The following is a 15758-nucleotide window of genomic DNA, read 5'->3' as shown; positions in this document are numbered from 1 at the left end:
TGGAGAGGTGAGCCACCAGAAGTCGTGGGAACTTGGATCACATGAGCCCTTCCCAGAAACCGGACCCGGGTTCCGACCCCCGCCACCCGGATCCCGACCCCGACCCGCGAAACGCCACAGGACTGGAACCCGGCGGGAGCGTGCCGCCGGGGGAGACCCCGCCCGCCGAGAGCAGCATGCCGGGGGCGGGGCCCGAGGAGACCTACAACCCTCCGAAGGGCTGGGGGAAGGGGCCGCTGGCCCTGATCATCGGCCTGGGGGTGCTGATCGCCGCGTTCTTCCTCGTCTACGCGATCGTGCTGCTGCTGTGACGCGTGACCCGCACGCTCAGCGCGTCGTCCGCGACCTCCACCAGGACCTGGCTGCCCGCCGTGAGCTTGCCGTCCAGGAGCAGCCTGGAGAGCCGGTTGTCCACCTCGCGCTGGATCGTGCGGCGCAGCGGACGCGCACCGTACTCCGGCTGGTGACCCCGCCGGGCGAGCCAGTCCACCGCCTCCGGGGTGAACTCGATGGCCACGTCCTGCGCGTGCAGCCTGCGCCGGGTCTCCTCAAGCAGGAGGTCCGTGACCTGCCTCAGCTGCTCGTCCGTCAGCCGCCGGAAGATGACGATCTCGTCGATGCGGTTGAGGAACTCGGGCCTGAAGTGCTCGCGCAGCGGCCGCAGCACCTGCTCGCGCCGCGCCTCCTCGTCGGCCTCCGTCCCGTCGGCCCGGAACCCGAGGCTCGCGCCGCGCCCCGTGAGCGCCTCGGAGCCGAGGTTGCTCGTCATCACGATCACGGTGTTGGTGAAGTTCACCGTCCGGCCCTGGGCGTCGGTCAGCCGCCCGTCGTCGAGGACCTGGAGCAAGGTGTTGAAGACGTCCGGGTGGGCCTTCTCCACCTCGTCGAGCAGCAGCAGCGAGTACGGGTGACGGCGTACGGCCTCGGTGAGCTGTCCCGCCTCCTCGTGGCCCACGTAGCCGGGCGGCGCCCCGACGAGCCTGCTGACGGTGTGCCGCTCCTGGAACTCGCTCATGTCGAGGCGGACCATCCGCTCCTCGCTGCCGAACAGCGCCTCGGCCAGGGCCCGCGCCAGTTCCGTCTTGCCGACGCCCGTGGGACCGAGGAAGAGGAAACTGCCGATGGGCCGGTCGGGGCTCGACAGACCCGAGCGTGAGCGCAGGACCGCCTCCGCGACGGCGCTCACCGCCTCCTCCTGCCCGACGACCCGCTCGTGCAGGTGCTCCTCCAGGCCGAGGAGGCGGTCCCGCTCCTCCTGCGTGAGGGTGCTGACCGGAATGCCCGTCTGCCGGGACACCACCTCGGCGATGTCGTCGGAGGTCACCTCGACGATCTGCCCGTCACCCGGCTCGCGGCCCTGACCCGCCGCGATCTTCCGGACCAGGTCGTTGATGCGGTCCCGCAGCTCGGTGGCCCGCTCGTACTGCTCCGCCGCCACCGCCTGGTCCTTGTCCCGGGCCAGCTGCTCCGCCTCGCGTTCCAGCGCCCGCACGTCCGTGCCCTTCGTGCTGGCCCGCAGCCGCACCCGGGCTCCTGCCTGGTCCATCAGGTCGATCGCCTTGTCCGGCAGGAAACGCTCGGTCAGATAGCGGTCGGACAGCTCCACGGCGGCGAGCAGCGCCTCGTCGGAGTAGCGCACCTGATGGTGGGCCTCGTAGCGGTCGCGCAGGCCGCGCAGGATCTCCACCGCGTCCGCGGCCGTCGGCTCCGCCACCAGGATCGGCTGGAAGCGCCGGGCGAGCGCCGCGTCCTTCTCGATGTACCGGCGGTACTCCTCCAGGGTGGTCGCCCCGATGACGTGCAGCTCACCCCTGGCCAGCGCGGGCTTCAGCATGTTGCCCGCGTCCATCGACCCGCCCTCGGACCCGCCGCCGCCGGCCCCGACCACGGTGTGCAGCTCGTCGATGAAGACGATCAGCTCGTCGGAGTGGGCGCGCACCTCCTCGATGATGCCGTTCAGGCGCTCCTCGAAGTCACCGCGGTACCGGGTGCCCGCCACCACGCCCGACAGGTCCAGCGCGATGACGCGCCGGTCCGCGAGGGTGTCCGGCACGTCGCCGTCGGCGATCCGCTGGGCGAGCCCCTCCACGACGGCGGTCTTGCCGACACCCGCGTCACCGATGAGCACCGGGTTGTTCTTGCCGCGCCGGGAGAGCACCTCGATGGTCTGCTCGATCTCCTCCTCACGGCCGATGACCGGGTCCACGCCGCCCTCCGCGGCCCGCGCCGTCAGATCCCGCCCGAACCGGTCGAGGGTGGGCGTCGCCGTGCCGCCGCCACCGCTCTGCCGCTGCTCGGCGGGGCCCGGCCGGCCCTGCGGCGGCTGCGGGGCCGGACCGGGGTCGAAGCGCGCCGCGTTGAGGATGTGGCCCGCCGCCGAGTCGGGGTTGGCGGCCAGCGCCATGACGATGTGCTCCGGCCCGATGTACCCGGCGCCGACCGCCCGGGCCACCTCGTGCGCGTCGAGCAGCGCCCGCTTGACGGCCGGCGTGAGCGCCACCGCCTGGGTGGGCACGGCGCCCTCGGTCTCCGCGGAGTGCCGGTCGATCTCCTCGGCGATCTGCTCGGGATCGGCCCCGGAACGCGCGACCAGACCGCGGGTCGGCTCGATGGTCAGCGCCGCCCGCAGCAGGTGCTCCGTGTCGAGGTTGCTCTTGCCGTGCTCCGCCGCGTACGAGGCCGCCGCGGCCACCAGCTCCCGCGCGGGGCCGCTCATCAGCCTGCCGATGTCGATCTGCCGCCGCCCGCTGCCGAGGAACCGCGCGAAGAGCTCCCCGAAGGGGTCCTGCCCGAATCCCTCGGGCCCGATGAAACCGCTGCTCATAGCCGTCCGTTCCGGTGTCCCGGCCCGCCGGGACAGCCTCGTGCCTGATCGTGTCGTGTCCGCTCCGGGTGCCCAGTCGTCACCCTCGTCACTCCTGGCGTCCCGCCTACGATCGTCGCCCGTGACGGCCCGGCGTGCCCGCGGCGCACTCCGCCGAACGGCCTGCTCCGAAGTCTGCCGCCACGCTTTGGGGGCACTCCTGGGACATGGGTGAGAAGCGGCGACTGAGAACGAGCCACATCGACGGGCCCGGGATCACCCGCGTCCGTTCGGGACGCGGGTTCCGCTATACGGATGCCTCGGGCCGCCCCGTCACGGACCCCGCGGAGAAGGAGCGCCTGCGGCGGCTCGTCATCCCGCCGGCCTGGCGGGACGTCTGGATCTGCCCCTGGCCCAACGGGCACCTCCAGGCCGTCGGCACCGACGCCGCGGGCAGGCGCCAGTACCTGTACCACCCGCGGTTCCGTGAACAGCAGGAGACGGCGAAGCACGAGCACGTCCTGGAGGTCGCCGCAGCGCTTCCCAAGGTGCGCGCACACGTGGCGGAGGATCTGGAGGGCCGCGGCCTCAGCCGCGCACGCGTCCTCGCCTGCGCCGCCCGCCTCCTCGACCTCGGCTTCTTCCGCATCGGCAACGAGTCCTACCGGCGGGACAACGGCACCTACGGACTGACGACCCTGCTCAAGGAGCACGTCTCCTGCCGGAGCGGCGAGGTCTGCGTCACGTATCCGGCGAAGTACTCCAAGACGCAGACGCGCGCCCTCGTCGACCCGCCCGCCTGCAAGGTGCTGCGCGCCCTGCTGCGCCGGAACACCGAGGGCCCGCGGCTGTTCACCTACTGGCAGGGCGGAGCCTGGCACGAGCTGCGCGCCGCCGAACTCAACGACTACCTGCGGGAGCGCGCGGGCACGGACATCACCGCGAAGGACTTCCGCGTCTGGCACGCCACCGTCCTCGCGGCGGTCGCCCTCGCGGTGTCGGTGCAGGTCGCCGACGAGTCCCGGACGGCGCGCAAACGCGCCGTCACCCGGGCGGTCCGCGAGGTCAGCGAGTACCTCGGCAACACGCCCGCGGTCTGCCGTGCCTCGTACATCAACCCGCGCGTCATCGAGCTCTTCGAGGAGGGCCGCACGATCGCCGAGGCCTTGGACCGGCTGGGGGACGGCGCCACGTTCGGCCGTCCGGCGACCCAAGGGGCCATTGAGGAGGCGGTACTGCGGCTGCTGACGTGAGATGGGCGGGAAGGCCAAAGGCCCGCCAAGGAGAAGCCCGACAAGGGGAGCAACGGCGACAAGGAGAGTGACCACACGCATGAGCGGTTCGGACGACCTGCCGGTCCTGCACACGCTGGAGGAGCTGGCCCGTCTCGTGGAACGCCACGAGGGTCTGTACGTGCGCTGGTCCCGCGGCCCCGCCACGGACCTCGGCAGGGTGATGAGCAGGGACGACCTGACGGGTGTCCGCATGCCGGGCCTCTCGGCCAACCCGCTCGGAGTCGAACCGTGGTGGGAGGACCGCCCCGTCGAGCTGTGGGTGGCCCGCCGCCTGCACGACTACTCGCATCTGCCGCGCGAGAAGGGCCCGGGCGTCCGCCCCTGGGTGCTGCTCGGCCACGAGGCCGCCCGCGGCCCCGACAACGAGCCGCTGGTCGACGACGTCGAGCCGAAGGCCTGGATCGACACGAGGATGATCGACGAGGCCCGCGAGAAGGTGGCCCGCGAGGCGGGCGGCTGGGGGCCTCTGCGGCGTACGAACGAAGTCGACGGCTGACCCGCACGACCGCGCCCCGCGGCAGGTGCCGCGGGGCGCGATCGTGGAGGGAGCGACCGGTCGGTGGTGGAGGACCGACCGGTCGGTCGTGGCCGGCCGGTCAGTCGTGACCGGCGCGGCTCATGCCCCTCCTGCCTTTACCGCCGGCCCTTCCGTGCGACGCCTCGGACTTGTCTCCCGCCCGGGCGGCCGCGCTGGCGGCCAGGGCGAGGAGGGCGGCCACGGCACCCGTGATGACGTTGCTCACGACGGTCCTCGTGGTGGTGGCGTCACCCGCGATGACCCAGGGCGCGACGATCGTCCAGACGCCCAGCGCGCACGCCGCCCACGCCATGCCGTGGGTGCGCTCGTAGGCCCGGCCGAAGCCGCCGCTCATCAGGAGCGCGTACGCGATGCCGACGATCAGATTGACCATCGACAGCCGCGTGAACTGGTTGAAGCCCGCGATCCAGGGAGAGGCGGCCAGATAGAGGCCGGTGAGGAAGGCCAGCGCGTCGATGGCCTGCACCTTGGGTGTGCTTGCCGCGCGCTCGGCACTCTCGTGACGGGCGCGCATGTCGACGATGTCGGGGTGCGTGTCCATGGAGGACGGCGCCCCGGACATGGGGGCGTGGGCTCCTGACATCGACGACGGGGCTCCGGACGGCATTCCGGACGGGGACCTGGGGGACGTTGTCACTGCGTCCACCTCCAACTAGGTGGTTCTTGGTGCGGACGGGGCCGGGGCCGTGCCTCAGCCCGAGGGTGCGGCACCGATGGCGCGCACGGTTTCGGTGATCTCGTCGTCCTGGCGCGGACTCACCGGGTTGCTGCCTCGGTCCATGGCGATGCACCTCCCTCTCGCGGGTGCCTGACTCTCAGACCGCACTCGGTTCGTACGTCCAGCGCAGCAGGGCGCCGAGTCCTCCTGCCGGGATGTCGTCGCTCACCTCCTCGAACGGGATGATCAGGACGTCGGCGGACGTGGCCGCCGCGGAACGCAGCAGCGCGTCGTCGGCGCGTACGGAGACGGGGGAGCCGTCGCCGAGCGCCTCGGCGTCCGTCCGGCGCACCGCCACCTGGTCCGGGTCGGCGCCCGCCCACATCTCGCGGTGCAGGTCGGGCCCGTCCGGCCGGACCAGGAGGGTGTCGATGCGGTGCTCGCGCGCGGCGTCCACCACGGCGGGCACGCCCTCCACGGCGTCGGTGGGCCGGTCGGTGCCGACGCGGCCCGCCCGGAAGCGGTCGAGCGCGTCGTCGACGCGCCGGTGCAGATGCTCCCGGCAGGCGTTCTCGATGGCCTCTTCCAGCGCGGCGGAGCCGGAACCGGCGGCGCGGCCACCGTGCTCCGTCTCGACCGTCACGGCGCGCACGGCCTCCGGCAGCTTGTCGCGCACGGCCGGCCGCTCGCGGGGGTCGCCCACCAGCACCACCAAGTCGGCGCCCGACTCCTCGTAGGCCGCCGCCAGCGCTTCGGCGATCTCCGCGGCGTTGCGCTCCCAGGTGTTCTCCACCTTGAGCTGGAAGTGCCGCTCGGACCAGTCGGAGGTGGCGGTGCGGTGCACCGGCCACTGCTCGCCCTCCACGTGCCCGGAGTCCTGCGGTCCTGCCGCGGCCCGCAGCTCGAAGTCGGCGCCGGTGCGGTCGATGTAGGCGACGAGACTCACCGGGTCCTGGCCGCACAGCTCCAGCAGGGGCGTGAGCCGCGGCAGCGGGGCCCAACAGGCGAACTCGCCCTGGGGGCGCCGGGACAGCCGGTGGCTCAGCACGATCTCGCCGCCGGTGGCGAAGACGACGCGGCCCGCCGGGTCCTCGGCGGGGGAGAGCGACGACAGGTTGTCGCGGACCGCCGCGACGGTGGCCTCGTCCGCACCCTCCTGCTCCAGGGTCCGGCATACCTCCCGTACCGACAGTTCACGGCGCTTGGCGCCCGACTCGTCCGCCTGACCGGGGTCGAAGTACACCGTCGCCCAGGGGCCGGGCCGGTCCAGGAGTGGTTGCAGAAAAGAAAGACGCATGGTGACTCGCTCCTTGTGGGCCGCGTTCCGCGACCGGCCCACGTTCGGGTTCGTCTGTTCAGTCGGTGGGCTCGTTCCCCTCTCGGCTCTGCGGGTCCCCTGGCGCAAAAGGGAGCAAACTTCCCTCTTGCTGCGAAGTCGGTGTCTTGCTGCGAAGTCGGTGCCAGGAGTCCATTTGAGGGGGCCGGCGTAGTGGGCTCACGTACGCGAGACGGGCCGCAATGTGGGGCTTGTCGCCGCGGCCGGCGGCGGAACCGTGCGTTCTTGCCCACCAGAATACGCGCCGAACCCGCGCGCCGCTTCAGGACTCATTTCCCTTGGGACACAGGCCCGTACGGGCCCTGCGACCGCTCGACGGGACCCGTACGCCGCGCCGTGGCAGCATGGAACGACCGGCCCATGTGAGCGGACGAACCGCACCGTGCCGCGCCGGTCGCACCATGCGAGGCAAGGGAGCGAAGGTCATGTCGAACCCGCAGCAGCCCGACCAACGGCGCAGCGACAAGGGCGCGGCAACGCCCCAGGACAGCGCCGAACTCAAGGCGCGACAGCCGGGCACCTCCCGCCGGGCCGGCGCGCACGCCCACGGAACGGACAAGGGCGGCAAGGGCGGCGGCCGCGGTGGCGGAACCCCGCCCGAGGAGCGCCCGAACCATCCGTGAGGCCTCCGTCGCCGCTCCCGGTGCTGCTCAGCCCTGACGAGGGGCTACGCGTGCCGTCACGGTGAGGATGCCGCCCTCGGGATCGCTGATGGTGATCGCCGGGGCCTCCCCGCCGTCGTCGCGGCGCACCACGGACCCGCCGTGGCGGAGCGCCGTACGCACCGTGGCCTCGGGGTCGGCGACCGTGAAGTGGACTTCCCAGCGGGGCAGGTCGGCCGGGTCGCGAGCCGCCTCGACGGCGCCGGAGCGGAGCCGGGCGAGCACCGTGCCCTCTTGGCTCAGGACGACTTCGTCGTTCTCGTAGTCGACGTCGCAGCAACCGGGCCGCCCGCAGGCCCAGTCGAGGACCTGGCCGTAGAAGATGGCGGCCTCGAAGGCGTCCGGTGAGCGCAGCCGCAGCCAGACGGGCGCCTGCGCGCGCCAGGAGTGCCAGTCGGAGACGAGCCGGCCCTCCCAGATGCCGAAGACGGCCCCGTCCCGGTCCGCCGCGAGCGCCCCGCGGCCCACCGGGAACCGGAGCGGCCCCACGGCGACGGTGGCGCAGCGCTCACGGATGCGCGCGGCCGTCTCGTCGGCGTCCTCGACCGCGAAGTAGGGCGTCCACGCGACGGGAACCCGCAGCGCGGAGGCGAGAGAACCGATGCCCGCGACGGGCTTGCCCTCGTGCACGGCGACGCGGAAGTCCTCGCCGAGCGGCGCGGGACGGAACGTCCAGCCGAAGACCGCCCCGTAGAAGGACTCGGCGGCCGTCAGGTCGTGCGTCAGCAGGGTGGCCCAGCAGGGTGCTCCGACGACCTCGCGGCTCGTCGTCGCGTGGGCGGCGGGGGTGGCTGATCTGTGGTGGGTCATCGCACTCAACATCCAGGTGGGGAGGGGTGCGGCAGCGGGCCGGTCCACCCGGGGCGCCGCTCTCGTGCGTTCTTGTCGTGCCGAGCCGCTGAACCGGTGCATATGCCCGGATTCCCGGCGCTTGCCATGCTACTCGGCATGGCAAGCGCCGGCCCGGGTGCGTCTGGTCCGGCACGGGGCGGTCCCGCCGCCGAACCCTGACCCCGCACCCTTGCGCCGGATGCTGCCCGTGTAGTCGGCTGGGCCGCATGGGGAAGAGAAGTGTTGCCGCAATGACCGCCGCGCTCGTCGCGGGGTCCCTTCTGACGGGCGTACCGCATGCGGGCGCGCAAGCCGCCGAGCCCGGCACCGGGAGTACGTCGCCGCGACCCGGGTCGCCTCCCGCGCTCGGGTTCGACCTCGACACCGTGACCATCCCGGAGTTACAGACGCGCATGGCGCGCGGCTCGCTGACCTCGTCGGCGCTGACCAGGGCCTACCTCCGGCGGATCGACGAGGTCGATCCCAGGATCCACTCGGTGCTGCGCACCAGCCCCACGGCCCTGCGCCAGGCGGCCGCCAGCGATGCCAGGCACCGGCGGGGCGAGACCCTCGGGCCGCTGGACGGCATCCCCGTCCTGCTCAAGGACAACGTGAACACCCGTGACATGCCGACGACGGCCGGATCGCTCGCCCTCGCCGGCGGACCGCCGAAGACGGACGCGGTGCTGGTGACCCGGTTGCGCAAGGCGGGGGCGGTGATCCTCGGCAAGACCAACCTGTCCGAATGGGCCAACTTCCGTGCCGCGAAGCCGACGTCGGGGTGGTCGGCGGTGGGCGGGCAGACCAACAACCCGTACGTACTCGACCGGAACCCGTGCGGTTCCTCATCCGGTTCCGCCGCCGCACTCGCCGCGTCGCTGTCGCAGGTGGCGATCGGCACCGAGACGGACGGCTCCATCGTGTGCCCGGCCGGGATGAACGGCGTCGTCGGCCACAAGCCCAGCCTCGGCCTGGTCAGCCAGTCGGGCGTGGTGCCGATCTCCGCCGAGCAGGACACGGCGGGGCCGATGGCGCGCAACGTCATAGACACCGCGCTCACGTTCTCGGTACTGAGCGGGGGCGGGGGCCGTCGCGCGGAGAGCGACCGCGCGGCCGGTCCGCACGACGGGCAAATCGCTCCGCACGGCAAGCCGACCGGCCTGCGCGGCAAGCGGATCGGCCTGTGGCGGCTGCCGTCGCTCGGCCCCGACGTGGACGCGGTGATGAGCCGTACGGCGAAGAAGCTGCGCGAGGCCGGAGCCGAGGTCGTCGAGGTGACACCGCCCTACCAGGCGCGGCTCGCCGAACTCGAATTCCCCGCCCTCCTCAGCGAGTTCCACCGGGACATCGACGCCTACCTCGGCACGCGCGAAGGCCCCCGGAACCTCGCCGAGCTGATCGAGTTCAACCGCTCCCACCCCGCGGAACAGACCTGCTTCGCCGGCCAGGAACTGTTCGAGCAGGCCCTCGCGGCACCGCCCACCACCGACCCCGGGTACCGGGCGATGCGGGCCGAGTTGAAGGACCTCTCCCGGCGTTCCCTCGACGAGACCATGGCCACCCACCGCCTGGACGCCATCGCCGCACCCACGAACCCGCCCGCCTGGACGACCGACTGCGCGCGCGGCGACAACGACGTCATCCCGTCCTCCACCCCCGCGGCCGTCGCCGGATACCCGTCCCTCTCGGTGCCCGCGGGTTCGGTCGGCGAGCTGCCGGTGGGCGTGCTCCTGATGGCCGGCGACCACGAGGACACCGAGCTGCTGGCACTGGGAGCCGCCGTGGAGCACCGCCTGAACGCCTGGCGGGCACCGCGCTACCTGCCGACGGCGGAGACCGGCACACCGCCCGGCGTACAGCCCCGCGGCTAGGGGCTGCCCCCGGCGTGTGGGCGGCACGGCCGTGTCGGCGTGCGCTTTGATCGGTGCGTCAGCCTGCAGGGGCCGGTCGTGCCGTGCCCGCCCGGAGAGGAACGCCATGGATCAGCCGGTGTCAGGACGCCCCGCCTCGGGAGAGCCCGAGCAGCCGGCGCTGTTCGGATGGCCGGACGAACCTCCGGCACCGCCGGCGCAGGGGACGTTCAGGGACAGCCCGCAGGCGCGCCGGCTGCTCGATGTGCGCGAGGTCTACGCCGAGCCGGCCGCCCTCGACTCGCCGCGCGGCCGGCAGATCATGGCCCGGCTGCCGGGGGTGCGCGTGACCGAGGTGGACAGCCACTGGCGCATCCCCTCCCTGCACGGGAACGACGGCAACGTCGCCCGGTGGGTCCGCGTCAAGACCGAGACGCTCGTCCTCGGCGTCAAGCGGCAGCTCGTGACCCGCCCCAACGGCAGATCGGCCGACTGGATCGCGCCGGGGCCCTCCAACGGCTGCGCGATGGCCTGCGCCTACTGCTACGTCCCCCGCCGCAAGGGTTACGCCAACCCCATCACCCTCTACACCAACATCGAGGCGGTCGTGGCCCACATCCGGCGCCACGTACGGGCCCAGGGCCCCAAGACGACGCCCAATCAGTGCGATCCGCAGGCGTGGGTCTACGACATCGGCGAGAACGGCGACTGCTCCGTCGACGCCCTGGTCTGCGACAACACCGCCGATCTGGTCGCCGCGTTCCGGGGCATGCCGACGGCGAAGGCCTCCTTCGCGACCAAGTTCGTCAACCCCGACCTGCTCGCACTCGACCCCCGGGGGCGGACCCGCGTGCGCTTCTCGGTCATGCCCGCCGACGACGCCCGGCTGCTGGACATCCGCACCAGCCCGGTCGCCGAGCGGATCGCCGCGGCCGCCGACTTCCTCGACGCCGGTTACGAGGTCCACTTCAACCTCTCACCCGTCGTCCTGCGCCCGGATTGGGAGCGGGACTGGGCCGGGCTGCTCACCCACCTCGACGACGTGCTGCCCGCCCGTGTGAAGGAGCAGGCGGCGGCCGAGGTCATCATGCTGACGCACAACCAGGCGCTCCACGAGGTCAACCTGGGATGGCACCCCCGCGCCGAGGAGGTGCTGTGGCAGCCGGACATCCAGGAGACCAAGCGTTCACAGAACGGCGCTCTGAACGTCCGCTACTCCCTGGACGTCAAACAGCGTTCCCTGGCGCGCCTCAGGGAACTGCTGGCGGCGCGCGCCCCGTGGCTGCGCGTCCGGTATGCCTTCTGACACGACCCCCGCGCCACCACCGAAAATGGTGGCGGAAAATATGGGCGTCGCACAGACCAACCGACCAGAAGGGAAGTCATGAGTACCGAGACGCTGGAGTTCCAGGCCGAGGCGCGGCAGTTGCTGGAACTGATGGTCCACTCGATCTACTCGAACAAGGACATCTTCCTTCGCGAACTCATCTCCAACGCCTCCGATGCCCTGGACAAGCGGCGCCTGGCCGGCCTGCAGGACGACAGCCTCAAGACGGACGACCCGCACATCGAGATCGAGGCCGACACCGAGGCCCGCACGCTGACCGTGCGGGACAACGGCATCGGCATGACGCGCGACGAGGTCGTGGGGCTGATCGGCACCATCGCCAAGTCCGGCACCGCCGAGACGCTGCGCCGGCTCAAGGAGAACAGGGGGAAGGAAGGTGGCAAGGAGAGCACGGAAACGGCCGAGCTGATCGGTCAGTTCGGCGTCGGCTTCTACTCCGTGTTCATGGTCGCCGACAAGGTCACCCTGGTCACCCGCAAGGCCGGTGAGCCGACCGGGGTGCGCTGGGAGTCGGACGGCGACGGCACGTACACGATCGAGACCGTCGAGGACGCCCCGGAGGGCACGTCGGTCCACGTGCACCTGCGGCCCGCCGACGAGGAGGACGCGCTCTACGACTACACCGATGAAGGCAAGATCCGGGAGATCGTCAAGCGGTACTCGGACTTCATCTCCTTCCCCGTACGGATGGGGGAGACCACCCTCAACTCGATGAAGGCGCTCTGGGCCCGCCCGCGCTCCGAGGTGAGCGAGGAGGAGTACCGGGAGTTCTACCGGCACATCAGCCACGACTGGACGGACCCGCTCGACATCATCCAGATGCGGGCCGAGGGCACCTTCGAGTACGAGGCACTGCTCTTCCTGCCGTCGCGGGCCCCGCACGACCTCTACCAGCGCGACTCCCGCCACGGCCTCCAGCTGTACGTCAAGCGGGTGTTCATCCTGGACGACAGCCGCGAGCTGCTCCCCGATCACCTGCGCTTCGTCAAGGGCGTCGTGGACGCCGCCGACCTGTCGCTGAACATCTCCCGCGAGATCCTCCAGCAGGACCGGCACATCCAGCTCATCCGCCGCCGCCTCGCGAAGAAGATCCTGGCGTCCATCAAGGACCTGATGAGCAAGGACGCCGAGAAGTACCGCACCTTCTGGCGCGAGTTCGGGCCCGCCGTCAAGGAGGGGCTCCTCGACCGGACGGAGGACCACAAGGCGATTCTCGACATCGCGTCCTTCGCGTCCACCGCCGGCGAGGAGCCCACCACCCTGGCCGACTACCTCGGCCGGATGCCGGAGGGCCAGGACAAGATCTACTTCATGACCGGCGACAGCCGCGCGCAGATCGAGAACTCCCCGCACATGGAGGCCTTCCGGGCCAAGGGGTACGAGGTCCTGCTGCTCACCGACCCGGTGGACGAGATCTGGGTCGAGGCGGTCCGCGACCACGACGGCAAGGAGTTCCAGTCCATCGCCCGCGGCGCGGTGGACCTGCCCTCCGAGGAGGAGCCGTCGGCGGAGGAGGCCGGGGAGTACGCGGCCGTGCTGGCCTGGCTCAACGAGACGCTCGACGACGTCAAGGAGGTGCGCCTGACGACCCGGCTCACCAGCTCACCGGCGTGCCTGGTCAGCGACACGGACGGCCTCACGCCGGCGCTGGAGAAGATGTACAAGGCGATGGGCCAGGAGCTTCCGCCGGTCAAGCGCATCCTGGAGCTGAACCCGAAGCACCCGCTGGTCAGCGCGGTCAGGACGGCGCATGACGAGCGGCCCGACGACCCGGAGCTGAGCGGCACGGCCGAGCTGCTGTACGGCACCGCGCTGCTCGCCGAAGGCGGCGACCTGGCCGACCCGGCACGCTTCGCCGCCCTGCTGGCAGACCGCCTCAGCAAGACGGTCTGAGCCCGGCGCCTACGTCTTGTGGCGACGGCTGCCGCGCGTACGGAGTGTCGCGCGGCAGCCGGGGCGGAAAATCAGCGCCAGGCCTGGCGCTCCTGGCTCCGGGGGTCGTCGACCTCGGTCCACTCGGCGTCGATGCGCATCGTGGCCCGGCGCTCGTCGTCGTACGGGTCCCAGCCCGGGTCGCCGGTCCTGGCGAACCGGACCCATGCCTCGTGCATGCGGGCGGCGAGCCCCGCCGGGGGCTCGTCGGGGCCGAGCAGCCCGGTGGGCCCGTGCAGCCGCGGAAGGTGGGCGACGTCGAAGACGAAGGGCAGCTCGACCGCGTGGGTGGCGCCGAGTTTTCCGTTCAGGGCGTGGGAGCGCCAGGCGAACTCGTAGGCGTAGGTGGTGCCGGACCCGGGGTGGGCGGCGTGTGCGCCGGCCAGGGCCCAGCTGCCCGCGCCGAACAGCGCGTCGCCCATGATGGCGGAGCGCAGCTCACCGCAGGACGCGCCGGGCCGTGCCTTCCGGTACGCCTCGACGAGCCGTACCGGCTCCGGGTGCGAGCGCGCCGCGGCGTCGTCGACGTCACCGCTGGTCGAGGCCGCGTACTGGCCCACAGGAACCAGATAGAGGTTCCCTTCCTCGGCGTTGGTCCCGATGACCAGGTCGACGTCCTTGCCGAGGCCGGCGGCGACGGCTTCGGCGGGCTGCGTGTCGAGTACCAGACTGAAGGGGCTGAGTCCGATCAGCGGATCGTGGTGCGTATCGGTCCGCAGGTCGATGCCCGAGAGCCGGGAGGCGGCTTCGACCAGGCGGTCGTCGGAGATGTCCGCGAAGGCGTCGGCGTGGGGCTCGACGCCCAGGGCAGCGGCGGCCGCCCGGGCGACGCGGGCGCCCTGCTCGGTGGTGAACGCTCCCAGGCCGCTGCCGCTCTGGACGATCGCCCGGCGGAAGAGGCCCACGGCTTCAGGAGCGGCGAGCACACCGCCGACGACGGTCGCTCCGGCAGACTGGCCGAAGAGGGTCACGTTGCGCGGGTCGCCGCCGAAGACGGCGATGTTCTCCTGGACCCAGCGCAGGGCGGCGACGACGTCGAGCAGGCCGCGGTTGGCGGGCGCGCCGGGCAGATCGAGGAACCCGGCGATGCCGAGCCGGTGGTTGAGGGTGACGAGGACGACGCCGTCGCGGGCGAAGGCCGAGCCGTCGTACAGCGCGGACCGCGTCGATCCGGCGACGAATCCGCCGCCGTGGACGAACACCATGACAGGCAGGTCGCCGACAGACAGCTCACCGGCGCGGGCGGAGGGTGTCCAGACGTTGACGGTGAGGTAGTCCTCGCCGCGGCTCCAACCGGTGCCGAAGTAGGGGGACATGTCGATGTCGCCGAGTACGCGCTCGGCCTGCGGCGCGGTGGGTCCCAGCACGGTGGCGTCCCGTACGCCGTGCCACGGCTCGTGCGGGCGGGGCGGCGCGAACCGGCCGGCGCCGCGGGGCGGGGCGGCGTAGGGGATGTTGAGGAAAGCGGCTGCGTCGCCCCGGCGCAGGCCGCGGACGGCTCCTTGCGCCGTGGTCACGACGGGGTCGGGGTGGTGGCTCATGTCTCGTGTCTCTCCGCCGGTCTCAGACCTGCTGGGTGTACGGGGTGAAGGGCGCCCAGCCCCTGATGGCGAACTTCGCGCCCTCGCGCGCCACTTCGGCGGCGCCGTGGCCGCCCAGATGCGCGGGGATCACGAGCGCGTTGTGGTCCGCCGCCCAGCCGAGGACCTTGCGGCGGGTGGCGCGGGCACCGGCGGGGTCCTCGCAGAAGCAGCTGTTGGCGTCGGGTTCGAGGATCTGCACGGGGCTGTGCAGCATGTCCCCGACGAACACCGCGCGGTCCGTCCCGGAGGCGAGGGTCAGCACGGAGGAGCCGGGGGTGTGTCCGGGAGCCGCGTCGAGCCGCAGGTCGGCGTCGATCCGGTGGCTCTTCTCCCACAGCAACGTCCGGCCGGCCCGGTGCACCGGGGCCACGCTGTCCTCGAAGACGTTCTGATTGCCGCGGCCGAGCACCGGCTTGTGGTTGTTCTCGGGATTCCAGAAGTCGAAGTCGTCCTTCGGCATCAGATAGGTGGCGTTGGGAAAAGTGGGGACCCACTGCCGGTCGTCCAGATACGTGTTCCAGCCGACGTGATCGATGTGGAGATGGGTGTTGATCACGATGTCCACGTCCTCGGGCGCGACGCCGGCACGCGCGAGATTGGCCAGGAAATCTGTTTCGAGGCGGTTCCAGACCGGCGCGTACGGACGGTCCTTGTGGTTGCCCACGCCGGTGTCGACGAGGATGGTCCTGCCTCCGCTGCGCAGCAGCCAGGTCTGGATCGCGGAGTTGACGACATTGGTCTCGGAATCGACGAAATGCGGGGCCAGCCAGGAGGCGCCGTCATTCCACAGTTCCTTCGGGCTTTCGGGGAAAAAGGTGTCGGGCGTCATTTCGACGGGGCCGAAGTACTCCCGTACGCGTGTGATGGTGACGTTGCCGAGCGTTATGTGTTCCATGGGGTGTCCTCGGGAGAGTGGAGGTGT

General features: G+C 71.8%; 13 protein-coding genes. 7 read left to right on the top strand and 6 right to left on the bottom strand.

What is annotated here, in order from left to right:
- Nucleotides 1-41 precede the first annotated feature (41 nt).
- Nucleotides 42-311 carry a DUF6480 family protein gene (locus AB0H82_RS06480; RefSeq protein WP_362989458.1) on the top strand — a complete coding sequence of 90 codons (270 nt, stop codon included), beginning with the start codon at nt 42-44 and terminating at the stop codon, nt 309-311.
- Here AB0H82_RS06480 and AB0H82_RS06475 read toward each other — a convergent pair.
- Complete coding sequence (locus AB0H82_RS06475) at nt 287-2824, bottom strand: ATP-dependent Clp protease ATP-binding subunit (protein WP_362989456.1); 2538 nt, start codon at nt 2822-2824, stop codon at nt 287-289. The genes AB0H82_RS06480 and AB0H82_RS06475 overlap by 25 nt on opposite strands.
- 206 nt (nt 2825-3030) lie before the next feature.
- Here AB0H82_RS06475 and AB0H82_RS06470 point away from each other — a divergent pair, with 206 nt between their 5' ends.
- Complete coding sequence (locus tag AB0H82_RS06470) at nt 3031-4056, top strand: DNA topoisomerase IB (protein WP_362989454.1); 1026 nt, start codon at nt 3031-3033, stop codon at nt 4054-4056.
- 79 nt (nt 4057-4135) lie between these two features.
- Nucleotides 4136-4594, top strand: a complete 459-nt coding sequence (locus AB0H82_RS06465) for a DUF6098 family protein (RefSeq protein ID WP_362989452.1) — start codon at nt 4136-4138, stop codon at nt 4592-4594.
- Nucleotides 4595-4694: 100 nt separating this feature from the next.
- Here the strand turns inward: AB0H82_RS06465 and AB0H82_RS06460 are convergent, their stop codons facing one another.
- Nucleotides 4695-5198 carry an SPW repeat protein gene (locus tag AB0H82_RS06460; protein ID WP_362989450.1) on the bottom strand — a complete coding sequence of 168 codons (504 nt, stop codon included), beginning with the start codon at nt 5196-5198 and terminating at the stop codon, nt 4695-4697.
- 253 nt (nt 5199-5451) lie between these two features.
- Nucleotides 5452-6591 carry a Vms1/Ankzf1 family peptidyl-tRNA hydrolase gene (locus tag AB0H82_RS06455; RefSeq protein ID WP_362989448.1) on the bottom strand — a complete coding sequence of 380 codons (1140 nt, stop codon included), beginning with the start codon at nt 6589-6591 and terminating at the stop codon, nt 5452-5454.
- A 464-nt stretch (nt 6592-7055) separates the two neighbouring features.
- On the opposite strand from AB0H82_RS06455, the gene AB0H82_RS06450 reads away from it, so the two are divergent.
- Nucleotides 7056-7253, top strand: coding sequence for a hypothetical protein (locus AB0H82_RS06450; protein WP_362989446.1), 198 nt, complete (start codon nt 7056-7058; stop codon nt 7251-7253).
- 27 nt (nt 7254-7280) lie between these two features.
- Here the strand turns inward: AB0H82_RS06450 and AB0H82_RS06445 are convergent, their stop codons facing one another.
- Nucleotides 7281-8102 (bottom strand): VOC family protein, encoded by an 822-nt coding sequence (locus tag AB0H82_RS06445; RefSeq protein ID WP_362989444.1) that lies wholly within the window; start codon nt 8100-8102, stop codon nt 7281-7283.
- A 248-nt stretch (nt 8103-8350) separates the two neighbouring features.
- Here AB0H82_RS06445 and AB0H82_RS06440 point away from each other — a divergent pair, with 248 nt between their 5' ends.
- The 3 genes from AB0H82_RS06440 (at nt 8351) to htpG (ending at nt 13214) form a co-directional block, all read left to right on the top strand.
- The gene (locus AB0H82_RS06440; RefSeq protein WP_362989442.1) at nt 8351-9994 is read left to right on the top strand and encodes an amidase; all 1644 of its coding nucleotides are present in this window, start codon (nt 8351-8353) and stop codon (nt 9992-9994) included.
- Nucleotides 9995-10100: 106 nt separating this feature from the next.
- Entirely contained in the window at nt 10101-11279 is a 1179-nt protein-coding gene (locus AB0H82_RS06435; RefSeq protein ID WP_362989440.1) for a spore photoproduct lyase family protein, read from the top strand.
- A gap of 78 nt (nt 11280-11357) precedes the next feature.
- Nucleotides 11358-13214, top strand: coding sequence for a molecular chaperone HtpG (gene htpG / locus AB0H82_RS06430; protein WP_362989438.1), 1857 nt, complete (start codon nt 11358-11360; stop codon nt 13212-13214).
- 71 nt (nt 13215-13285) lie between these two features.
- Here the strand turns inward: htpG and AB0H82_RS06425 are convergent, their stop codons facing one another.
- A complete protein-coding gene (locus AB0H82_RS06425; protein ID WP_362989436.1) occupies nt 13286-14794 on the bottom strand; it encodes a carboxylesterase family protein in 1509 nt (502 codons plus the stop codon).
- A gap of 22 nt (nt 14795-14816) precedes the next feature.
- Entirely contained in the window at nt 14817-15731 is a 915-nt protein-coding gene (locus tag AB0H82_RS06420; RefSeq protein ID WP_362989434.1) for an MBL fold metallo-hydrolase, read from the bottom strand.
- Between the last annotated feature and the right edge of the window lie 27 nt (nt 15732-15758).

It is taken from the genome of Streptomyces sp. NPDC050732, assembly GCF_040654255.1.
Taxonomy (GTDB): domain Bacteria; phylum Actinomycetota; class Actinomycetes; order Streptomycetales; family Streptomycetaceae; genus Streptomyces.
This window is presented reverse-complemented; position numbering and strand designations above follow the sequence as displayed.